The sequence below is a fragment of the Pandoraea fibrosis genome, assembly GCF_000807775.2.
Classification (GTDB): domain Bacteria; phylum Pseudomonadota; class Gammaproteobacteria; order Burkholderiales; family Burkholderiaceae; genus Pandoraea; species Pandoraea fibrosis.
Map to the genome: position 1 here is coordinate 3,259,645 of NZ_CP047385.1, position 21,495 is coordinate 3,281,139.

Below are 21,495 nucleotides of genomic sequence, written 5' to 3' on the forward strand. Positions count from 1 at the left end.
TGGATGCTTAAGGATAGAGGCTTGCGAGGGCGCTGTCCAACGTGCGCCAACGACTTCCACAATGCCGGTTGCGCGACGTCGCTGGCCGGCAAGCGCTCGACAGTCTACTGCCAGCGTGATGACATGGTCTTGTCAGCGTGGCGTCATGAGGCGCCGGGGGAAGCCCCGGTCGTGCCGTCGCCGATCGGCAGCACCGTGGTCGATTTGATTTGCGAGAGCGCAATCATCGAGTTGACCTCCTGCACCATCGGCAACTGCGAAAGTCGCTCGAAGAAGAAGCGCTCGTAAGCGTCGACATCGCGCGTGACGATGCGTAACAGAAAGTCGACGTTGCCCATGAGTACGTGACACTCCAGGACTTCCGGGAATTCCTGAATGGCCTTCGAGAATTCCGGTAGCGCGTTGCGGTTGTGTCCGGCCAGTTTCACGTGGGCGAACAACATCACGTTCAACCCGACCTTCTTGCGGTCGACCAACGCGACGCGCCGCTCGATGATCCCCTCGGCATCGAGCCGGTCGATGCGACGCCAGCATTGCGACTGGGACAGACCGATGCGCTCACCGATCTGGGCGGCCGAGAGCGAGGCATCCACCTGAAGAAGTGCGAGAATTTTCTCGTCGAATTCATCAATTTGCATGATTAATTCCTCTATCAATTAAAATTTGAATAAATCATGTGAAATTGATGGCATTTTGTCAACGATACGCGAAGCATTTACCGTCGGATGGCCGTAAGCTTGAGGCTTATTAGGCATATTTGCCGCAACAATCCGTCCTGGTTGGATGGAATCTGCAGGAAATCACGTACCCATGAAACTCGACCTGACTTTGCCCGCTGCCGAAGCCGCGACCGGTGCCGTCGCCCAGCCTGTTGCCCCGCTGTCTGCCAAAGGCGCGGACCTCATTGCGCGCACGCTGGTCGATATCGGCGTCGATACGGTGTTCTGCTATCCGGGCGGAGCCAACCTCGAGATGCTCGACGCGCTCTCGCGCGTCGCCATCACGCTGGTACGCACCGAACACGAGCAAGGCTCGGTCTTCGGCGCGCAGGGTTATGCGCGAGCCACCGGCAAGCTGGGCGTTTGTCTGGCGACCTCCGGTCCCGGGGCGACCAATCTGGTGACGGGGATTGCCGATGCCGCCAGCGATTCGGTGCCTGTCCTCGCCATCACCGGTAACGTCGCCACGCATTGGCTCGGCAAGAACGCGTTTCAGGAGGTGGACATCGTCGCTATCACCCGGCCTGTGACGAAGCTGGCTCGCCAGGTGCGCGAGCCTCGCGACATTCCCGCCGCGCTGCGTGAGGCGGCCGCGTGCGCGCTGGCGGGCCGGCCCGGCCCCGTTCTGCTCGATTTCCCGAAAGACATTCAACAGGCGCGTCCCGATCAGCCGACCGACAAGCGCTTCACCGCGCCGGTGCCGGCCGGCATGAGCGACGAGACGGCTCAGCGGATCGCCGCCTTGCTGGCGAAAAGCGAGCGCCCGGTGATCTACGCTGGCGGTGGGGTGATTGCTTCAGGCACCGGTGCCCGGCTTGTGGCGTTGGCCGAGGCGCTCGATTGTCCGGTGGCGCTCACGATGATGGGGCTCGGCGCCATGCCGGACGACCATCCGTTGCTGCTCGGCCCGCTCGGCATGCACGGCGCATATGCGGCCAACGTGGCCGTGAACGAGGCCGACCTCGTGTTGGCGCTCGGCGTTCGCTTCGACGACCGTGTGATCGGTGACCCGGCGTCGTTCGCACGTCACGCAAAGATCGTCCATGTCGATGTCGACGCCGCCGAAATCGGCAAGAACAAGCCCGTCACGCTCGGCGTGCATGCGGATCTGCGCGACGCCTTTGCCGGTCTGCTCGCTCACGCGAAGCGACGCGACGTGCCGGATTGGCATGCGTATCTGCGCGAGCGCCGCGCCGCTCATCCGCTGCGCGCGGCCCAACGAGGTGCATCGGAAGTGTCGGGAGCACAGGACACAGCCGGCGAGACAAGCACGGCCACCGTGCTGACGGGGGTCGACGTCATCTCGGCACTGGCGGCGCTGCTGCCGCCGCAGGCCATTGTGACCACAGGCGTCGGCCAGCATCAGATGTGGGCAATGCAGCACCTGCGACTGCGCCAGCCGCGCACGTTCCTGTCCAGCGCGGGCTTCGGCACGATGGGCTTTGGTTTGCCGGCGGCGATCGGTGCCAAGGTCGCGTTGCCCGACGTGCCGGTGATCGATATCGACGGCGACGGCAGCCTCAACATGTCCGTGAATGAGCTCTCGACGTGCCGCCGTTACGGGCTGGGCGTGAAGGTGCTGGTGATCAACAACCAGTGGCTGGGCATGGTCCGGCAGTGGCAGGACATGATCTACGCGCGCAATCGCGTGGCTTCGTCGCTGGTCGATCCGAACGTGCCCGAGGGGGCCGACGACGGCCGGCCATATCCGGACTTCGTGACCATCGCGGCCGGTTACGGCGTGGCGGGGGCTCGTGTGACCCGTGCAGAGGAACTGCCCGCCGCACTCGCCCGCATGCTGGAAGACCCGAGCGAGCCGTATCTGCTGGATGTCCTCGTCGCCCGGGAAGACGACGTCTACCCGATGATTCCTGCGGGCAAGACCTATCGCGATGTGGTTTTCGGTCCGGGACAGGCCGCCGGTCCCATCGCGGCAGGGGCATTCTAAGGCCGTTCCGGCGTCGCATCGGCCGGGCTGGGCGAGGGCGCAAGCAGCCGTCGTTCGTGCCCGGCGGCCATTATCACGACATGAGAATTTCGTGCCTCGTCGCGAGATCGCAACGACACTACCCGCTTCGGCGGGTTTTTTTCGTTTTGGGGGCGTCGAGGAGTATCATTGCGCTCTTTCAAGAATTCTCGCCAAGGAAATCAACATGTTGACGAAGCGCCTCGTGCTGGCCGCCGCCTGTTTTTTGACGACATTCGCCGCGGTGCCGGCAGCGCAGGCCGCCGATCCCACGTACACCGTGGGTGCCGGCGGCACGTATCGTCCGTTCGAGTTCGAAACGGCGCAAAAGGAACTGGTCGGCTTCGACATCGACGTTATCAAGGCGATCGGCAAAGCAGGCGGATTCAACGTGAAGCTGGTCAGCACGCCGTGGGAAGGCATCTTCGCCACGCTGGATCAGGGCGATCGCGACATCATCATTTCCGGCATCACCATCACCGACAAGCGTCGTGAAATGGTGGACTTCTCGACCCCGTACTTCCCGGCCGATCAGGTCATCATCACCTCGCCGGGCGCCAAGGTGGCGAACCTTGCCGATCTGAAGAAGCTGCAAGTGGGTGTGGTCAACTCGAGCACGGGTGACATTGCCGTGTCGGAAGAGCTGGGCAAGGCAAGCACCGCGATCCGCCGCTTCGACAACACGCCGCTGATGCTCGAGGAACTCTATCGCGGGGGCGTGGACGCCGCCGTGGGCGACGTCGGCGTGATCAAGTTCTACATCAAGAGCCATCCGGAAAAGCCGTTCAAGTTGGTCTACGACGCCAAGTTCAAGCGCCAATACTTTGGTATTGCGGTGAAGAAGGGCAACAAGGTGGCGCTCGACAAGATCAATACCGGTCTGAAGAAGATCGTGGCTGACGGCACCTACGCCAAGATCTACAAGCAGTGGTTCGACGCCGACGTACCGACCCTGCCGCAACAATAAGCAACGCGTGTAAGATTCGCGCCACGCGCGCCAGATATCTGGCCTCTCGCGGCCCGTGAGCTGATCGTCGATCACCGACGTCAACCCCCGGGCCGCGAGCGTTTTTCTGCCGGGCAGCCGGTTCGTTTCATTTTGTGAGAAAGGTGCTTCATGGGTGGGTTCCAGTGGAACATCATCAGCGAATACATGCCCCTGTTTGTCGAGGGCACGCTGATGACGCTCAAGTGCACGGTGATCTGCGTGATCGCCGGCACGTTACTTGGGCTCGTGCTTGGCGTCGGCCGTCTGGCCGAAGCGCGTCACGGCTTCTATAAGTATTTCCTGCGCTTCGCGGTGCAATATCCGGTTCGCTTCTACGTCAGCTTCTTCCGCGGCACGCCGCTGTTCGTTCAGATCCTGCTGATTCACTTCGCGCTGATGCCGCTGTTGATCAACCCGTCGGGCGGTCTGCTCGTGAGTGGCGATCTGGCGCGTGAAATCCGTTCGCAATACGGCGCGTTCATGTCGGCGGTGCTGGCGATTTCGCTGAATGCCGGGGCATACGTTTCCGAAATTTTCCGCGCGGGCATTCAGTCGATCGACCGCGGTCAGGCCGAAGCCGCCCGCTCGCTGGGCATGACCTACATGCAAACGCTGCGCAAGGTCGTGCTGCCGCAAGCCTTCCGCCGCATGCTGCCGCCGCTGGGTAACAACGCGATTGCGATCGTGAAGGACTCGTCGCTGGCGTCGGCCATCGGTCTGGCCGAACTGGCTTACGCCGCGCGCACCGTGTCGGGCGCCTATGCCCGCTACTGGGAGCCGTATCTGACGATTTCGCTCATCTATTGGGTGATCACGCTGGTACTTTCGGCATTTGTTCAACATCTGGAAACGAGGTACGGCAAAGGTGATCGTCGTCAATAACCTGCAGAAGCAGTACGGCGAGGCGCACGTGCTGCGCGGCATTACGTGCCGCATCGAAGAAAGCGAAGTTGTGTGTGTGATCGGGCCGTCGGGCTCGGGCAAGAGCACGTTCCTGCGCTGCCTGAATGGTCTGGAAGACGTGAGCGGCGGCGAGGTGCTGGTCAACGGCTTCCATGTGGAGGACCCGAAAACGAACATGAATGCCATGCGCGCCAGCGTGGGCATGGTGTTCCAGCGTTTCAACCTGTTCCCCCACATGTCGGTGCTCGAGAATCTGGTGCTCGCGCCGATGCAGGTGAACGGCATCAAACGCAGCGAAGCCGTGACCATCGCGGAGCAACTGCTGCGCAAGGTCGGTCTGATCGACAAGATCGACGCGTTCCCGAATCAGCTCTCGGGCGGCCAGCAGCAGCGTGTGGCGATCGCACGCGCACTCGCGATGCAGCCCAAGGTCATGCTCTTCGACGAGCCGACCTCGGCGCTCGACCCGGAACTCGTGGGGGAAGTGCTCGAAGTCATGAAGTCGCTGGCCGACGAGGGCATGACGATGGTGGTCGTCACGCACGAAATGGCGTTTGCGCGCGAAGTCTCCGACCGTGTTCTCTTCATCGATCAGGGGGTGATCATGGAAGAAGGCAAGCCGGAACAGATCTTCTCGGCGCCGAAGCACGAGCGTACGCGCGAATTCTTGCGCAAAGTCCTGTAATTCTCACGATTGCGACGCGCGCAGAGGTATATCCGCGCGTCGCATCTGATTACAATGCGGGGGTACGCGCGCCGAGTGCCGTTGCGAAGCTCGTTCGCACGAGGCGCGTCGCAGGCACCCTGAGCCCCCAGCCAGGTTTTTTCACAGGGCAGTGACCTTTGTCCGGGCCTGCCCCGCAATCGAAGATTGCACTCCGATTTCACGAGGTAGTCATGAGCCAGCCAATCGCTGTGACCCGCCAGACGTTCGACGACGTGATGGTGCCCAATTACGCTCCTGCCCAGATGGTGCCCGTGCGTGGCGAAGGCTCGCGCATGTGGGACCAGCAGGGTCGCGAGTATGTTGATTTCACCGGCGGGATCGCGGTCAACGCGCTCGGCCATGCCAATCCCGAACTGGTGAAGGTCATCGAGGAGCAGGCGCGCAAGGTCTGGCACATCGGCAACGGTTACACCAACGAGCCGGTGCTGCGTCTGGCCAAGGCACTGACCGAAGCGACGTTTGCCGACAAGGCGTTCTTCTGCAATTCGGGCCTCGAAGCCAACGAAGCCGCGCTCAAGCTGGCGCGCCGCTACGCCTACGACCACGCGGCCGAGCGTGGCGGCAAGGAGAAGAGCGAGATCATCTCGTTCTTCAACTCGTTCCATGGCCGTTCGCTCTTCACCGTCAGCGTGGGGGGGCAGGCGAAGTACACCGAGGGTTTCGGCCCGATTCCGGCCGGGATCATGCATCTGCCGTACAACGATCTGAAGACCGTCGAAGCGACGATTTCGGACGCCACGGCCGCGGTCATCGTCGAGCCGGTGCAGGGCGAAGGCGGCGTGCTGCCGGCCGATCCGTCCTTCCTGAAGGGTCTGCGTGCGTTGTGCGACAAGCATGGCGCACTGCTGATTTTCGACGAAGTGCAGACGGGCGTCGGTCGTACCGGCACGTTGTACGCCTACGAGCAATATGGCGTGACGCCGGATATCCTGACCACCGCAAAGGCGCTGGGCAATGGGTATCCGATCGGCGGCATTCTCACCACGAGCAAGATCGCGGCGAGCTTCTCGCCGGGCACGCACGGCTGCACGTATGGTGGCAACCCGCTCGCTACGGCGATCGCCGGGCGTGTGCTCGAATTGATCAACACGGCTGAGACGCTGAACGGCGTGAAGGCGCGTCACGATCATTTCATCAAGGGCATCGAAGGCATCAACGCGCGTCATGGCGTGTTCGAGCAGGTGCGCGGCATGGGGTTGCTCATCGGCGCGGTGCTCAAGCCGGCCTTTGCCGGCCGTGCCAAGGACATCGTGACGGAATCCGAGAAGAACGGCCTGATGCTGCTGGTGGCCGGCGCTGACGTGGTGCGTTTCGCCCCGTCGTTGAACATCCCGTTCGCCGACATCGACGCCGGTCTCGCGTCGCTGGAAAAGGCGGTGGCGACGGTGGCTGCGACGGCGAAGGCGGCCTGACGGCAGCGCGTCACCTCACCTCGCGCTGAGCCATCGTGCACAGCCCCTCGGGCCGGACCGGCGGATGACGTCGCTCCGGCCCTTGTTTCACCGACTTCGCCGGATGTGCCCATGACCCGTCAATCGAAAATGGTGACTTCTCCGCAAGCCTCGACCCCAGTGAGGTCGTCAGCCTCGACGGAACTGCCGGCCGACGGTGCCACCACGTCGCTGCGTGTGGTGCGTCTGGCACGCCCTGGCGATCTCCCCGCGTTGCTGAAGCTGGCGGCACTGGCCGGGCCGGGCATGACCTCGTTCAAGCCGGATCAGGCGGCGCTCGAAGCGCGTCTGGCGCGCGTCGCGGCCACGGTGCAGGGACATGCGCCAACGGGCGAGCAGGGCTATCTGTTCGTGATGGAGGACGTGCAGACCGGCGAGATTGCCGGTGTGTGCGGGCTGGAAGCCGCCGTCGGGCTGGAGCAACCGTTTTACACGTATCGCAAGGATACGATCGTGCACGCGAGCCGAGAGTTGAACGTCTGGTCGCGGATGCTGACGCTCTCGCTCTCGAACGATCTGACTGGCTACAGCGAACTCTGCTCGTTGCTTCTCGACCCGTCCTGGCGCGGGGCCGGCAATGGCGCATTGCTGTCGAAAGCGCGCTTCCTGTTCATGGCGCAGTTCCCCGAGCGATTCGGCCCGCATGTCTGCGCCGAGTTGCGCGGCTATTTCGACGACGAGGGGCAAAGCCCGTTCTGGCAGTCGCTGGGGCAGCATTTCTTCAAGATCGATTTCGATCAGGCGGACTATCTGACCTCCATCGGCAAGAAATCCTTCGTTGCCGAACTGATGCCGAAGTATCCGATCTACGTCGACTTTCTCTCCCCACAAGCGCAAGCGGCCATCGGCGTGACGCATCGGGACACACTCCCGGCGCGCCGGTTGCTGGAGCAGGAAGGCATGCGCTCGGGGGCGCACGTCGACATCTTCGACAGCGGCCCGGTGCTCGAAGCCCGTGTCGCCGACCTCCGCGCAGCACGTGACAGCCGGTATCTCAGCGTGAACATCGCTTCGGCATCGGGCGAGGACAGTAGCCCTGCGCCTGCGGTACAGAGCGCCGAACCGTATCTCGTCGCCTGTCTCGCGCTGGACGGGTTCCGCGCCACGCTGGTCACGGGGCGCCCGGAGCGACGCGCGTTCACGCTGAGTCCGCTCGCCGCGCAAGCGCTGGGCGTCAAGCAGGGCGACCGTATCCAGGTCCTGCCGCTCAAACCGCCGCGCGCCGAAGCGATATAAGCCGCACGAACGCTGCACCGCGTCATCGTCAAAACTCAATTGTGGCCGTCACGGTGTCCGTGTAGACACCAGGCGCGGGTGTCGATTGCGCCGGCACCAGGGCGTAGATCGGAATGAACTGCACGAGCCCGCTGCCCACGCCGGTCAGTTGTGACGTCCCCGACGTGCCATCCCCCCAGATCGTGGCGTAACCACTATCCAGATAGAGTTGATAGCTGACACTGCTGCCGGTGACGCCGGTCATGCTGCGCGACGTGACGGTGCCCAGCAACCCGCCGGACAGGCTGACGCGATAGGCGTCGTTCTTCGTGCATTGCACCGTGATCTGCCCCGTGCTGGTGACGGGACTGGCCAGCGCCGATTGCGTCGCGAAGGTGATGTTGGCAGCGGCAATGGTGCAGTTGTTGATGACCGTTACGTTTGCGTTGAACGGGGTGCCCGGCACCGCCGTCATGGCGCTGCCGCAGGCGGGGGCGGGCGACAACGCGCCATAAGACGCGTATTGCAGACTCATATCCCCTGTCGCGAAGACACGCGTATAGACGGTGTTGCTGCTGCCTGAGGTCGGCACGGTCGTCTGCGCCGCGGCAATCTTTCCGTAGACGTTGACGTTCTGCGTCAGCGTGCCCCCCAGGAGCGGACGCGCCAGGGTGATGGCGATGACGCTGCTCGTCGCGGTTCCCCAGGCGTTGGAATACGCGGGGTCGGTGAAGAGTCCGAACGTAATGGCGTTGCCCGCATTGGTGAGTGAGAGCGGCTGACTGGCGTTGAGTGCGAGGCAGACTTTGACGTTGGGATTGCCACCGACTATGGGCCATGTGCATGAGACGGGGATCGTGCCCGTCGCGGAAAGGGCCGCGCCCGAGATCGGGCTGAACGCCGAGAACGCGAGCGTCGGCGTCCCGAGCGAGCAGGTCTGCGCGTGCGCGGCTGCACTCAGCAGGCCGAGCCCGGCGCTGGCGACACATCGCCGCCAATACTGGAATTTCCGGCGCATGCACGTCATGAGTGATCCTCCTTCGCCGAGGGCGCAGGCGACGGGGGCGCTTCCGGCGAAGTCTGCGCGGGACGCTCGCCGGCCAGCGTGCCGAAGGCGACACACGCCAGCGGTCCCACGCGCGCAATCCGGCCCTCGGGAGACGCCGTCCAGTCGAACGACACGCGGCACCGCTGGCGGCCATCGCGAGACTCAAGGGTGTTGCGGGGTTCGAGGGCGTCGATAAAGACTTCTCCGTCGTAGCCGACTACGGTGACGGCACCGCTCTGCACATGCTGCACCCGGGTGCCCGGGCGCAATGGCTGGCCGGTCATGTCCACGAGCGTGACGAGAGCCGCATGGTAGCGGCGCACCGGAAAGCGAACGAGTACGCCACTGCCTGCCTGTGGCGCAATGCGCTGCTCGGTGGTGACGACCTCCAGATCGGCCGGCAAATGCATCGGGTCGATGTCGATGCGGGTAGCTTCGAAGCCGTTCAGATCCGGTACGAGGAAGTAGCCGCGCGAATCCGTGTGACCAATGGGCACCGATTCACGCAGTACCGGGATGTCGGATTGCCCATCGGCGCTCACGAGCGCGAAGGCGTCGTAGGTGCGGCGCGTGGCATGCACGCTGTTGTCCATGACGACGAGCGCCCCCGTCATGCCGAGCGAGGCGCCCGTCTGGTGCCCGACCTGTTGCGCGAGCGCCGAGATCTGGCCGTGGCGGCCGAGATACTGCAATTCGCCCTGTACCGTGCGTTGCGAGAAGGCGTGTCCTCCCAGCACTTGCCAACCCCAGCCGCCGCTGTAATCCGGCGTGCGGCTGGCCCCCACCCACGCTTGCGTCTGTCCATCCTGTTGATTGAACGACGTACTTCCCAACGCGCCACCCCCCAGCAATACGCTCAGCATGGCGAACACGCCGTGCGAGCGGCGCCGGGCGAAGTCGCGAAACCCGCCCACCGAGAGCATGCCGCGTGTGCCTGCCGGCAGCGAAAGACTGGCAGATAGCACACGCGTTGCCGGTTGGCGCGGCACGCGTTGCGCGAACCAGGCGAGCGAGGCCGTGCTACTGCGCGCGAACGGAACGGAAACGCTCACGCGGTCGCTGGCGTGAGGCGCTGGCGCGCCGTCGAGCGATGCGATATCCCGGTAATGCCCGGCAGTCCGAATCATTTGCGCATCGATGCCAAGGCGGCGCGACAGATATTGATAGCCGACGCTCCATTGACTCCCCGTGTCTCGCCCGCCCGATAGCGCCGTCGATGCGCTGACGACGCCCGCGCGGCCCAGTGCCAGCAGGGCGCCCGCACCGCCCAGCGCGAGCCGGCGTCCGGCTTGCGCCTGCGCTTCTATCGTCAGGGTGTCGGTCGCGCCGTAGCGTGCGGCAAACGAGGCGACAGGATGGCGCCGATACGAGAACGAGCGCACACCGTAATCGTCGCGCGGCAGACCGGCTTCTACGGAGAAGCTCGACAGTCCGCGCGCGAGCAGTCGAGGGTCGATGTAGAGCGGCACTGTGGTGATCTGCTCGCGCCCGAGCGCATCGCGTGTCACAACGCTCGCTTGCAAGTCGCCGGTGAGGCCCGGCGCCTCCTGAATCACGAACGGCCCCGGCGGAACACGCCCGCCCATGCGCCGCACGCCGTCGAGGTACAGATCGACCGACGACGGCACCACGGCACTGCCACGCAAGGCGGGGATGGGAAATGTGACGAGGTCCGGGCGCAGGCTGAAATTGCGCCGCCATTGCAGACCGGCGATGCGCAGGGAGCGTGTCCATGAAAGCGAGCCGGTGATGAGGTCGCCCGCCGTCCAACTGGTCAGACGGGCCGGATCGTCGTGTTGCCACCACGTGTCGTAGCGGCGATATCCGCGTCGCCAGGGGGAATGTTCGACGAGTCCCGTCTGACGCAGGGTGCCGCCTGACCAGAAGCCCCGCACCTCGCTCCAGACGGATGCCCGCGTGAACCGGTCGCGTTGGACATAGCCGTCGTAGTTGACGAGTACGCCTGCGCCAGACGTTGCCTGCACGACGACGGGTGGCGGCCCGCCGAGCTGGTAGGGCGTTAGCCACGCATCGCTCACTTGCAGCGCCAGCGTCTGGTGTGTGGCGTCGTATGTCGCATCGATGCCCTCGAGCGAATCCAGGGCGACTTCTGTGCCGTCGGGCTTCGGCAGATTGTCGGAGGTCAGGCCCAATGCGCGCAAATCTCCGGCACGAACGAACCATCGTCCTTGTCTGTGCACAACGGGGGCGAGTTGTTCCGTCGACTCGCCGTTCACGATCACTTCGAGGACGTAGCGTCCGTCCAGCCGTGAGTCGCTATCGGTGCGCGACGGCGCGACCGCGGTGGCGCCCGAGCGTGCGGCGTCGTCGAGCCGCCTAGTACCCGATATGCCTTGCGCTGAGAACCGGCCATCGCCCATCACCAGCGCGGCAGACGCGGCGTGCCCGTCGCTCGTCTTGCCAAGGGCCGACATGCCGAAGGTCATCGTGGTGGCGACTGCCGTGGCCACGGCACCCGATGCGGCCTTCGTCCACCCCGGCCGGGCGGAGGGGCGGGCGCGGCGGGCGGCGGCGACGGCAGGGGCGCGGCGAACGCGGGCACGGCTAACGCTCGCCATCCGACGCCGGTCCAGCGGCAAAGCGCATCGGGACTGCGTCGATGCGCGACTCCACTGTGAAGGGGCCGATGGGCGGAGCGCCGGCGGGCCAGCGCACGGGAAAGCGACGTGTCTGCCCGGCGAGAACATAACCGAGCAGGCCGCGGGTCAGTTCGACGCTGCGCCCCGTGGCGTCCAGCACGCGCGTCGCGCCCAGTTGCGCATGCCGCTCGCCGTCGTTGTGCACTTCGAGCTCGCCCTGCGCCATACGCACGTCGAAACGCAACGACGGCGCCTGTGCTGGGCCCGCCTGCACAAAGACCGGCAGCGAGTACCGTAGACGGATCGAGACGCCTTCGGTCAACGCGGCGTCGGCAGACGGAAGTTCGTCGACCAGCAGCCGGTAGCTTTGCTCGTCGTGCCCGGGCTTGCGCGCCACATGCACGAGCCGGACGATCTGCCGCTCGCCAGGCTCGATGCGCACGATCGGCGGGCTGGCGATCAGGGCCTCGGTCGGCGTCAGGACGTTGTCGCCGTTGCGTTGTGTCCATGCGTACAGCCGCAACTGGCCGTGAATCGGCAGATCGCCCGAGTTGCCCAGCGTGAGCGTGGTGGCGGGCTGCGTGGGCAGGATATTGACGATCACCGGCGAGACTTGCAGCGTCGCGCCATTACCGTCGGTCACGCAGAGTGTGAGCAGGGCCGCGAACGCGCCGCCGCAGGCGTAGGCCGTGGGACGGCGAACGACAGGTCTCGATGGGTTCATGATCGATCCCGGGTCTCAGAAGTACACGGTCGCCGTGACCGTCGACGAATAGACGTCTGGCGCGGGCATTGTGGCCGAGAGCGTAGCCTGTCCGTAGACGGTGTACACCTTCACCACGCCCGTGCCGGCGTCGCTCAGTGTGTTCGTGCCTTGCGTGTTGCCCCACAGCGTGGCGTAGCCGGCGTCCTGGTAGAGGCCGAACGGAATCGTGGTGGTATTGCCCGTGAGCGTGCCTGCGAGCAGACGATTCGTCTCTGTTGAGCTGGGCACCGTGCCGGCGTTCAGGCCGATGTTGTAGCCGGTCGATGCCGTGCAAATCACGGTGAGCGACGAGGTGCTGGCCACTGGGCCGGTCGCCGAGCCCTGAACCGCGTTGAACGTCATGGGCGTGGCGGCAATCGTGCAGCCGGGAAGGATCGTCAACTGCACGCGCATCTGCGCCGTTGCCGAGCCGTTCGAATAGACGGCGGCGTGCGCGGGGCTCACTTGACTTAGTGCGTAGACAACCGCGGAAAAGGCCAGACACAGCAGCGATCGATTCATTGTCGTTCTCCTTTGGAGTCCTACGTGAAGTTGCGATGCGGGGACTACGTAAGTGACGGCGATATGGGCGTCATTTGAAGACGCTTTTTACGTAGTCTATGGAGTCATTTGCCCTAAATGCTCGCGAGCGGAGGGTTTTCAGAATCATCCTATTGGTTTATCGGGGCGCCGCACGTCGGGTGTCGCTGACATACGCGCAAAGCGCATGTTTTGGTGTGACGCAGTGCGCACGGTGGTGCGAAGCGGGGCGTGACGTGTCATCGATTGCCTGCGGCATGCGACGCAATGCCGCGGTGCTGGACGGGCGAGGTGCGTGAGATTGAGAAGAGAACGGGACCAGACGTGCGAAGTGGCATGACGTGAATCAAAGTGCGTGCCGATGGCACAAGCAATCGCACATATTTCACTTGATCTCGCGACAAAGCAGTCTCTAGAATGACCTCTTGACGCGCACCGAACGCCATTCACGCCATACGTGTGATAGGACGATCATTGCGCGTGTTCGCTACCTGCGGATATTTCACGAGAGGGATGCCATGCTCAGACTTCTGTCGAAATACTGGTGGTTGCTGGTGTTACGCGGTGTGCTGGCCGTGATTTTCGGTATTGCGGCGTTTGCGTTGCCCGGCGTGACGATTGCGGTGCTGGTGTTGTGTTTCGGCGCGTTTTCGTTCGTCGACGGCATCTTCTCGCTGGGTGCCGCGTGGAGTGCTCGCCAGGAGCACGCCGATTGGTGGCTGCCGCTGTTGCAAGGCATTGCGGGCATTGTCATCGGTGTCCTGACTTATCTCAACCCGGCGTTGACCGCCGTTGCGTTGCTTATCTATATCGTGGCCTGGAGTTTTGTCACCGGCATATTGCAGGTGGCCGCCGGCATCGCGTTGCGTCGCGAGGTCAAGGGCGAACTGTGGGTCATTCTCTCCGGTGTGTTCAGCATCCTGTTTGCCATCTTCATCATGTGGCAACCGGGCGCGGGTGCGCTCGCGCTTATCTGGGCCATCGGGTCGTGGGCCATCATCTGGGGTGTGTTGCTCGTGATGGCGGGTTTCAAGTTGCGGGGTGTCACGCACGGCGCACCGCAGGCACCCCCGAGGCACCTGCGCTCGTAGTCTGAGCGCGGCGCCGGGTCTTGCACGTTTCCCTTCGTCCGCGCGGGCGGTGAGTGTTGCGTCCGCTGCCGACGGCTTCCCCCGGCAGCCTGCGGGCTGCCAGACGTCAGGAGTGTCAAATGGCTCTGAATCATACGCGTAACACCCTCGATGAAAAGATTCGCATCGAGTCGGTCAATCTGCTCAATCGCGGACTGGTCAACGGCATCGACGTTCAGCGTCAGGCCAAGCAGGCGCACTGGAACGTTCATGGGCCGGGCTTCATCGAGCTGCACCTGCTCTTCGACGAGGTCTACACGGCAGCCATCGAATGGACCGATCTTTGCGCCGAGCGTCTGGTGGCGCTGGGCGGTGTGGCGGACGGTCGGGTGCAGACCGTGTCAAAGAAAACTGAATTGGAGCCCTACAAGAATGAGTTCGAGCGCGGTCTCGACCATGCCGCGGCACTCGCAGAAGCACTGGCGGCGTATGGTGAAATCACGCGCGGTTTGATCGATGCGTCGGCGAAGGCCGAAGACGCCGTCACCTCGGACCTCTTCACGCAAATCGGCCGCAGCGTCGACGAACATCTATGGAAGGTGGAAGCCCACTTGCGAGGCAAATGATCGCCATGTCTCCGGGCGCCTGTTCGGGTGCCCACTCGCACGGCCGTTAGTCCGACGGCTCAGCACATGACAAGGAACGCGCGCGCCGGCCATGGCCGGGGCGCGCGTTTGCGTGCCTTCCTCTCGATCCCCCGGAGTCGCCATGACCACCCGCAATCTGAGCCAGATGTTCCAGCCGAAATCGGTCGCCGTGATCGGCGCGTCCAATCGCGAGCGACGCGTGGGCACGACCGTGCTGCAAAACGTCATCGACGGGGGCTTCCAAGGCGACATTTATCCGGTCAACCCCAAATACTCGGCGCTGGCAAATCTGCGCTGCTACCGCGATGTCGCCGATTTGCCGCAAGCGCCCGATCTTGCCGTGATCTGTACGCCGCCGGCGACGGTGCCCGATCTCATTCGCGAACTCGGCGAGCGCGGCACCCGCGCGGTGGTGGTCCTCACCTCGGGACTGGCGCGCGAGCGCGATCGCCAGGGAGTCACGTTGCAGGAGCGCATGCTCAAGAATGCGAAACCGCACGTGTTGCGTGTACTCGGGCCGAATTGCATCGGGCTGCTAAGTCCCGGCATTGGGCTGAACGCCAGTTTTGCGCATATGGGCGCACGGGCAGGCAAGCTCGCCTTCGTGTCGCAATCGGGCGCATTGACCACCGCCGTGCTCGACTGGGCCGACGCTCGCGAGATCGGCTTCTCGCATTTCGTCTCGCTGGGCGACAGTGCCGACGTGGACTTCGGCGACATGCTCGATTATCTGGCGAGCGATCCCGGCACCGATGCCATCCTGATGTACATGGAATCGATTCGCGACGCGCGCAAATTCATGTCTGCGGCACGCTCGGCGGCGCGCAACAAACCTGTCGTCGTCATCAAGTCCGGGCGCGTGCCTGAAGGGGCGCAGGCAGCGGCATCTCACACCGGGGCGCTGGCTGGTTCGGACGACGTGTATGACGCTGCGATTCGTCGTGCCGGCATGTTGCGTGTGGATACGACGGATGAACTGTTTGCCGCCGTCGAGACGCTCGCTCGGCTGCGTCCGTTCTACGGCGACAAGCTGTCGATCATGACCAACGGCGGCGGTGCCGGGGTGATGGCGACCGACGCGCTCGTGCTCGATGGCGGCAAGCTCGCGCATCTGAGCGACAAGACGCGCGATGCGCTCGACGCCGTGCTGCCCAGGACACTTGGCCGCGTGAACCCGGTGGACATCGGCGGCGACGCGGATCTCACCCGCTACACCGCGACGCTCGCGGCGCTGTGCGAAGACCCCGAGACGGCGGCCGTGCTGTTCATTCAGGCGCCCACGGCGGTCATGCCGAGTCTGGATGTGGCAAATGCGCTCGCCGCACTGCCCAGGCCGTCGAAGAACGTGTTCACCTGCTGGCTGGGGGGCGAGACGGCCGAGCGTGCTCGCCGCATCTGCCGCGAGGCCGGATTGCCGACATACGACACACCGGAGAACGCCGCGAGGGCGTTTCTCGAAGCCGTGAATTATCGCCGCAATCAGTCGTTGCTGATGGAAACGCCGCCGTCGATTCCGCCGGGCTTCGCGCCCGATGTGGCGCGTGTGCGTGCCATCGTCGACAGTGCGATGCGCGAAGGGCGCACGTTGCTCTCCGAGCCGGAGGCGAAGGGCGTGCTCGCGGCCTATGGCATTCCGGTGGTGGAAACGCTTGTCGCCGAAACGCCGGAGCAGGCGGGCGAGCTGGCGCAGGGCATCGGCTTTCCCGTCGCCGTCAAACTGATTTCGCCGGACATCACCCACAAGTCGGACGTTGGCGGGGTGGTGCTCAATATCGAATCTGCCGAACAGGCGCGCGAGGCGGCCTGTCAGATTCGCAAGCGTGCGCTGGCGGCGAAACCGGATGCGCGTGTGACGGGCTACTCCGTGCAACGCATGGCCAATGGCGCGGAAGCGTTCGAGCTGATTGTGGGCGTGGCGACGGATAGCGTGTTCGGTCCGGTGCTGTTGTTTGGACAGGGCGGGACGGCTGTTGAAGTGATCGCCGATCGCACGATCGGTCTGCCGCCGCTGAACCTGAACCTTGCGCGCGACATGGTGGCGCGTGCGCGCGTGTCGAGGCTGCTTGCCGGCTATCGCAACCGGCCTGCCGCCGATCACGAGGCGATCTACCTCACGCTGGTCAAGCTCTCGCAACTCGTGTGCGACGTGCCGGAGATCGCCGAACTCGACATCAACCCGTTGTTCGCAGATGCCCACGGCGTACTCGCGCTCGACGCGCGCATCGTGGCACGCGCCCCGACATTGCCGGGGCATGGACGTCTGGCGATCCGTCCATATCCACAGGAACTCGAAAGCACGGTCGATGCCGGCGGCAAGCCGGTGCGCGTGCGTCCGATCCGGCCGGAGGACGAGCCGGCCTACAATGCGTTCTTCCACACGCTCACGCCGCAGGATGTGCAGTTCCGTTACTTCGGCCTGATCAAGGAGTTGTCGCATTCGCAGATGGCGCGCGTCACTCAGATCGACTACGACCGTGCGATGACCTTTGTTGCGACGGAAAAGGACGACGCGGGCAATACGCGGTTGCTTGGCGTGGTGCAGGCGCTGGCCGATCCTGACAACACGGTGGCCGAGTTTGCCGTGACGGTCAGCCCGGCGGCGCAGGGGCGTGGCCTCGGGCGCGCGCTCATGGAGCATATCGTCGACTACAGCCGCAAGCGCGGCACTGGGGAACTCATCGGCTATGTCCTCACGGCAAATACGCGTATGCTGACACTCGCCCGTCATCTCGGATTTGTCGAAGACAAGGAAATGGAGGCGGGCATTCTTCATATCCGGCTGCCGCTGCAACAGACGGCGCAGGCGCAGGAGACACGCAAGGGGTGACGGTTGTGGCCGGCACGCCCGACGTTCCTGACGCTCGCACCGGGGGCAGGGCGGTCGCCTCGAACAGGAAGACGAATGCTAGTGAATTGTGTGGCCTATGAGGATGGCCGCAAGATTGCCGACCTGCACCCCGACGAAATCTCGGATTATCTCGAGCGTCCCCATTGCTTCGTCTGGGTGGCGCTCAAGGACCCGGGGCCGGGGGAACTCGCGCTCATGCAGCATGAATTCGGCCTGCACGACCTCGCGGTCGAAGACGCGCAGCACGGTCACCAGCGTCCGAAAATCGAGCAGTACGGCGATTCGCTTTTCGCCGTGCTGCACGTACTGAACAAGGACGCCGAGGGCGATTTCTCCATCGGAGAAGTGGCGATTTTCGCCGGACACAATTACGTGTTGTCGGTGCGCTCGAACGCCACGCAGGGGCTTGGCGCGGTGAGGGCTCGCGCGGAGAGGGAGCCACTGCTGTTGCGTCAGGGCTCGATCTTCGTGCTCTACGCGCTCATGGATGCCATCGTCGACAGCTACTTCCCTGTGCTCGATGACCTCGAAGCGCAACTCGAAGCGATCGAGGCGCAGATCTTTACGCCGAACGAACCCGCGAAGGGGCGGGCGATCATCGAAGACCTGTATCAGCTCAAGCGCCGGCTCATCACGCTTCAGCATGCTTGCGTACCGCTGATGGAGGCCGTCAGCAAGTTGTTCGGGGCGATGGCGCCCAAGTTGTGCGGCGGCATGCAGGAGTACTTTCGCGACGTGTTCGACCATCTGCAGCGCATTACGAAGAACATCGATCTGCTGCGCGAAATGGTCACGACCGCACTGTCGGTCAATCTGGGGATGATCTCGCTGTCGGAGAACGAAACGACCAAGCGGCTGGGGTCGTTTGCCGCATTGTTCGCTGTGCCCACGATGATTGCCGGGATCTACGGCATGAACTTCGCCGACATCCCCGAACTGAAATTCCAGTACGGCTATCCGGCGTGTATCGCCGTCATGATCATCATCGATCTGCTGCTGTTCCTGAAATTCCGTAAGGCCGGCTGGCTATGATGCCGTGGGCGGCGCGAGGTCTGCGCGAAGACGTTTCGTCGCCCTGAATGACCGGCGGTCTCTATGTCAGGTGCATGTCTGGATGGGGGTGGCGAGATCCCTGTTGCCCGGTGGCAACGAGGAGCGTCGACCCGCTATTTTCCACAGTGACCGGCGTCGAATAATTGCTCTAGAATGCCTCAACACCGCGCCAGACGGTTGCCAAGGAATCAAGAATTACAACAAATGCCAGGCAAATTAGGGGTCAGATATTGAACGCACCACTCTCGGGGATCCGCGTCATCGAGTTCTGTCGTGGCGCGGCGGGTGCCTACTGCGGCTTGCTGTTGGCCGACATGGGGGCAGACGTCATTCTGGTCGACGATCCGGTCGACGACATCACCAGCGATAGCATGAACACGTCCGCAGAGCCGGCTCAGTCGGGCTTGCGGCGCAATAAGCGCTCGGTCGCGCTCGATTTGCTCACGCTTGAAGGCCGTAGCCTCGCTCACACACTGGTGCGCGGGGCCGACGTCGTCATCGAATGTCTGCCGCCGGGTACGCTCGCGCGCGCCGGGTTGGGATACGACGCGCTGGCAGCCGTGCAGCCGCATCTGGTCTACGTATCGATTTCCGCGTTCGGTCAGGACGGCCCGCGCTCTGGCGCTGCGGCGCAGCCGGGGGTGCCGGCGCTGGAAGCCCTGCGCGGGATGCTGGGTACTGCACCGAGTGGCCTTGAGCCGCCGCGCGACCTGCCGGTGGCAGATCTGGCCGCAGGACTCTACGCAGCGTTTTCCGCGTCGGCCGCGCTGGTCGCCGCCAAATTGCAGGGGCGCGGCGTGCATATCGATGTGCCGATGTTGGGCGCCACGCTTGCCATTGCTGCTCTGCGCGCGGGCGACGAGGGCGCGGAGGCTGCACATCGTGCCGGTCTGGTTCCTGCGGCGGGTTTTACGGCGGATACGATGCCGGGCTCGACTGGCGGACTTTCCCGGCTGGGGCTGGCGGAAGGGGCGGTGCATGGCAAGGGCTCACCGCTCGCCACGGACGACGCGTCACGCTTCGGCGGGCCGGTTGCACCGTGGCCGACCTTCCGGGCCAGAGATGGCTATTTCGGGATGGATCTGGACGGCCAGGCTCACTGGCAGGCCATCTGCGCGCTGGTGCACCGTGTCGATCTGCTCGAAGATCCGCGATTCACCAACGCACGCGAGCGTGCGCGTCATCAGGCTGCACTGCGAGATGTGCTGGAGGCGGTGTTTGTGCTGGAGGATCGCAGTGTCTGGCTTGCCCGGCTGATGGTTGTCGGTGTGCCATGTACGGCGATCAGCACCTATTCCCGCGTTCTTGCCGATCCGCAGGTGGCTCATATGGGGTGGGTGCGCCCGATGGTGCTCCCCAGCGGCCAGACGACACACACGATCGTCTCGCCGGTGCGGCTGAATGGGCAAAGTCCGGTCACGCATATCGATCCGCCAGCGCCGGGCGCCCATACGGGCGATATTCTCGCCGAGCTTGACGCGGGCACGGCGCCCGTTGCGACGCGCGCAGAACCGCCGGAAAGTCGGTAACGTCCGTCGTCTGCGGACAACTTCCTTGACGGCAGGGCCGCGATGGCGCCGCCGGTGTCTGCTTGCCAACGTAGCCCTGCACGTTGCTGTCAAGCTCCCGTCGTCTTTCCGAAAGCCTCTGTTTCCGCTCGACGGCCCCGCCGGGTGGGGCTTTCCTGCTATCCGCAATTTCTATATAATCCGTTGTCATAAGCTTATGACTAATAGTGATTTGGGTGACAAATCACTTTCTGCCGGATTTCCGCCCCATGCTTGCCGAACTCTCAAGTGCTTCGCCGATGGCCGCCTTGTTGGGCGCTGCGGTCGGTCTCGTATTGGGACTGACCGGGGCGGGGGGCGGCATCTTTGCCGTGCCGGCGCTCGTTTTCGGTCTTGGATGGGGCGTGCCGCAGGCGGGGCCGGTCGCGTTGCTTGCCGTGGGGGCAAGCGCTGCTGTCGGTAGCGCGCAGGGGCTGCGCGCCGGGCTGGTGCGCTATCGCGCTGCGATGCTGATGGCCGGGATCGGTGTTTGCGTCGCACCGCTCGGGACATGGATGGCGCACCGGTTGCCAGAGCGCTGGCTCGTCGGCCTTTTCGCCATCGCCATGTTGATTGTGGCCGCACGCATGTATCGCGCGTCGCGCGCGAGCGCTGCTGCCTCAGGGAAGAGGCCAAGCAATGGCGAATCAGCCAACTGCGCGCCATTGCCGCCTTGTCGGCTGAACCCGGCCACGGGGAGATTGCACTGGACGCGGCGCGTTGCTGGCACGCTTGCCAGTATCGGTGCGGTGTCGGGCTTCGCTTCGGGATTACTGGGCGTGGGCGGCGGATTCGTGATTGTCCCTGCGTTGCGACGTTTTACCGATATCACGGTGCACGGCGTCGTAGCGACATCGCTTTTCGTCATCGCGCTGATTTCCGCGGGGACCGTCGCCAACGCCTGGTGGCACGGCATGCATCCCGGCGCTCAGGGGTGGACGTTCGTGGCAGGTGCCATCGTGGGCATGCTGCTCGGACGCGCGCTCGCCCCCCGTCTCGCGGCATCGAAGTTGCAACAGCTTTTCTCGATGCTGATGGCTGCCGTTGCGTTCGGCATGTTCGTCAAAGCCTTCGGCGTCTGACGTCTAGCGACAGCTCCGTAACGCCGCTCAGGCGCATTCGTCACTCTCGCGATTAGCCACATCATCCGAGTGACGTCCTGTCTCACGTGAGTTTACGCATGCTGCCCGTGTATTGACGGTGGTTGACACGTGCACATCGCGTCGAATGAATCTTTTGGTCATCCGTCTGTCCATTTGAACGTGGCCTATGCATGAGCGGTACGTGATTCGGGTTGTTCCCGCATGAAACTACCGCATCTTGCGGGCGGCACATGGGTTTCGCCTAGTAATCCGCCTAATTTGGTCTAGGATATTTCCTATAAGTAGATCCAAAACGGCTGGATTTTGTAGATTTATCCTATATTTC

General features: G+C 63.9%; 17 protein-coding genes. 12 read left to right on the top strand and 5 right to left on the bottom strand.

All coding sequences use genetic code 11. The features are described from left to right. Nucleotides 1-143 precede the first annotated feature (143 nt). Nucleotides 144-638, bottom strand: coding sequence for an Lrp/AsnC family transcriptional regulator (locus tag PI93_RS14425; RefSeq protein ID WP_039365937.1), 495 nt, complete (start codon nt 636-638; stop codon nt 144-146). 172 nt (nt 639-810) lie between these two features. Between PI93_RS14425 and ilvB the strand changes: the two genes are divergently transcribed. The 6 genes from ilvB (at nt 811) to astA (ending at nt 7,990) form a co-directional block, all read left to right on the top strand. Then, complete coding sequence (gene ilvB, locus PI93_RS14430; protein WP_039365935.1) at nt 811-2,667, top strand: biosynthetic-type acetolactate synthase large subunit; 1,857 nt, start codon at nt 811-813, stop codon at nt 2,665-2,667. Nucleotides 2,668-2,872: 205 nt separating this feature from the next. After that, on the top strand, nt 2,873-3,652 hold the full coding sequence (locus tag PI93_RS14435; RefSeq protein WP_201278394.1) for a basic amino acid ABC transporter substrate-binding protein: 780 nt from the start codon (nt 2,873-2,875) through the stop codon (nt 3,650-3,652). Between the two features lie 150 nt (nt 3,653-3,802). After that, entirely contained in the window at nt 3,803-4,555 is a 753-nt protein-coding gene (locus tag PI93_RS14440; RefSeq protein WP_039365933.1) for an amino acid ABC transporter permease, read from the top strand. Beyond that, nucleotides 4,539-5,261: an amino acid ABC transporter ATP-binding protein gene (locus PI93_RS14445; RefSeq protein ID WP_039365932.1), complete on the top strand. Its 723-nt coding sequence runs from the start codon at nt 4,539-4,541 to the stop codon at nt 5,259-5,261. The genes PI93_RS14440 and PI93_RS14445 overlap by 17 nt, the downstream gene beginning before the upstream one ends. A gap of 212 nt (nt 5,262-5,473) precedes the next feature. Then, nucleotides 5,474-6,715 carry an aspartate aminotransferase family protein gene (locus PI93_RS14450; protein ID WP_039365930.1) on the top strand — a complete coding sequence of 414 codons (1,242 nt, stop codon included), beginning with the start codon at nt 5,474-5,476 and terminating at the stop codon, nt 6,713-6,715. A gap of 210 nt (nt 6,716-6,925) precedes the next feature. Further along, nucleotides 6,926-7,990, top strand: coding sequence for an arginine N-succinyltransferase (astA, locus tag PI93_RS14455; RefSeq protein ID WP_039366198.1), 1,065 nt, complete (start codon nt 6,926-6,928; stop codon nt 7,988-7,990). 28 nt (nt 7,991-8,018) lie between these two features. Here astA and PI93_RS14460 read toward each other — a convergent pair whose 3' ends face one another. Genes PI93_RS14460 through PI93_RS14475 form a run of 4 tightly spaced genes read right to left on the bottom strand, consistent with a single transcriptional unit; the run spans nt 8,019 to nt 12,884 of the window. Next, nucleotides 8,019-8,996: a Csu type fimbrial protein gene (locus PI93_RS14460; RefSeq protein WP_052240388.1), complete on the bottom strand. Its 978-nt coding sequence runs from the start codon at nt 8,994-8,996 to the stop codon at nt 8,019-8,021. Beyond that, on the bottom strand, nt 8,993-11,596 hold the full coding sequence (locus PI93_RS14465; protein WP_052240387.1) for a fimbria/pilus outer membrane usher protein: 2,604 nt from the start codon (nt 11,594-11,596) through the stop codon (nt 8,993-8,995). Before PI93_RS14465 ends, PI93_RS14460 begins: the two co-directional genes overlap by 4 nt. Then, nucleotides 11,583-12,341 carry a fimbrial biogenesis chaperone gene (locus PI93_RS14470; protein ID WP_052240386.1) on the bottom strand — a complete coding sequence of 253 codons (759 nt, stop codon included), beginning with the start codon at nt 12,339-12,341 and terminating at the stop codon, nt 11,583-11,585. The genes PI93_RS14465 and PI93_RS14470 overlap by 14 nt, the downstream gene beginning before the upstream one ends. Nucleotides 12,342-12,356: 15 nt before the next feature. Further along, nucleotides 12,357-12,884, bottom strand: a complete 528-nt coding sequence (locus PI93_RS14475) for a Csu type fimbrial protein (RefSeq protein WP_039365928.1) — start codon at nt 12,882-12,884, stop codon at nt 12,357-12,359. Between the two features lie 536 nt (nt 12,885-13,420). Between PI93_RS14475 and PI93_RS14480 the strand changes: the two genes are divergently transcribed. The 6 genes from PI93_RS14480 (at nt 13,421) to PI93_RS14505 (ending at nt 21,149) form a co-directional block, all read left to right on the top strand. Next, entirely contained in the window at nt 13,421-13,993 is a 573-nt protein-coding gene (locus tag PI93_RS14480) for an HdeD family acid-resistance protein (protein ID WP_039365926.1), read from the top strand. 119 nt (nt 13,994-14,112) lie between these two features. Next, nucleotides 14,113-14,598, top strand: coding sequence for a DNA starvation/stationary phase protection protein Dps (gene dps, locus PI93_RS14485; protein ID WP_039365924.1), 486 nt, complete (start codon nt 14,113-14,115; stop codon nt 14,596-14,598). Between the two features lie 142 nt (nt 14,599-14,740). Then, complete coding sequence (locus PI93_RS14490; RefSeq protein WP_039365922.1) at nt 14,741-17,446, top strand: bifunctional acetate--CoA ligase family protein/GNAT family N-acetyltransferase; 2,706 nt, start codon at nt 14,741-14,743, stop codon at nt 17,444-17,446. A 75-nt stretch (nt 17,447-17,521) separates the two neighbouring features. Further along, on the top strand, nt 17,522-18,499 hold the full coding sequence (corA, locus tag PI93_RS14495; RefSeq protein ID WP_039365920.1) for a magnesium/cobalt transporter CorA: 978 nt from the start codon (nt 17,522-17,524) through the stop codon (nt 18,497-18,499). 251 nt (nt 18,500-18,750) lie between these two features. Then, nucleotides 18,751-20,049: a CaiB/BaiF CoA transferase family protein gene (locus tag PI93_RS14500; protein ID WP_052240385.1), complete on the top strand. Its 1,299-nt coding sequence runs from the start codon at nt 18,751-18,753 to the stop codon at nt 20,047-20,049. Nucleotides 20,050-20,297: 248 nt separating this feature from the next. Further along, complete coding sequence (locus tag PI93_RS14505) at nt 20,298-21,149, top strand: sulfite exporter TauE/SafE family protein (RefSeq protein WP_236105562.1); 852 nt, start codon at nt 20,298-20,300, stop codon at nt 21,147-21,149. Nucleotides 21,150-21,495: the final 346 nt, after the last annotated feature.

Excerpts from the sequence above, each read along its gene's own strand:
- PI93_RS14425 (WP_039365937.1), bottom strand. The coding sequence starts at position 638 with ATGCAAATTGATGAATTCGACGAGAAAATTCTCGCACTTCTTCAGGTG.
- ilvB (WP_039365935.1), top strand. The coding sequence starts at position 811 with ATGAAACTCGACCTGACTTTGCCCGCTGCCGAAGCCGCGACCGGTGCC.
- PI93_RS14435 (WP_201278394.1), top strand. The coding sequence starts at position 2,873 with ATGTTGACGAAGCGCCTCGTGCTGGCCGCCGCCTGTTTTTTGACGACA.
- PI93_RS14440 (WP_039365933.1), top strand. The coding sequence starts at position 3,803 with ATGGGTGGGTTCCAGTGGAACATCATCAGCGAATACATGCCCCTGTTT.
- PI93_RS14450 (WP_039365930.1), top strand. The coding sequence starts at position 5,474 with ATGAGCCAGCCAATCGCTGTGACCCGCCAGACGTTCGACGACGTGATG.
- PI93_RS14460 (WP_052240388.1), bottom strand. The coding sequence starts at position 8,996 with ATGACGTGCATGCGCCGGAAATTCCAGTATTGGCGGCGATGTGTCGCC.
- PI93_RS14465 (WP_052240387.1), bottom strand. The coding sequence starts at position 11,596 with ATGGCGAGCGTTAGCCGTGCCCGCGTTCGCCGCGCCCCTGCCGTCGCC.
- PI93_RS14470 (WP_052240386.1), bottom strand. The coding sequence starts at position 12,341 with ATGAACCCATCGAGACCTGTCGTTCGCCGTCCCACGGCCTACGCCTGC.
- PI93_RS14475 (WP_039365928.1), bottom strand. The coding sequence starts at position 12,884 with ATGAATCGATCGCTGCTGTGTCTGGCCTTTTCCGCGGTTGTCTACGCA.
- PI93_RS14480 (WP_039365926.1), top strand. The coding sequence starts at position 13,421 with ATGCTCAGACTTCTGTCGAAATACTGGTGGTTGCTGGTGTTACGCGGT.
- dps (WP_039365924.1), top strand. The coding sequence starts at position 14,113 with ATGGCTCTGAATCATACGCGTAACACCCTCGATGAAAAGATTCGCATC.
- PI93_RS14490 (WP_039365922.1), top strand. The coding sequence starts at position 14,741 with ATGACCACCCGCAATCTGAGCCAGATGTTCCAGCCGAAATCGGTCGCC.
- corA (WP_039365920.1), top strand. The coding sequence starts at position 17,522 with ATGCTAGTGAATTGTGTGGCCTATGAGGATGGCCGCAAGATTGCCGAC.
- PI93_RS14505 (WP_236105562.1), top strand. The coding sequence starts at position 20,298 with ATGCTTGCCGAACTCTCAAGTGCTTCGCCGATGGCCGCCTTGTTGGGC.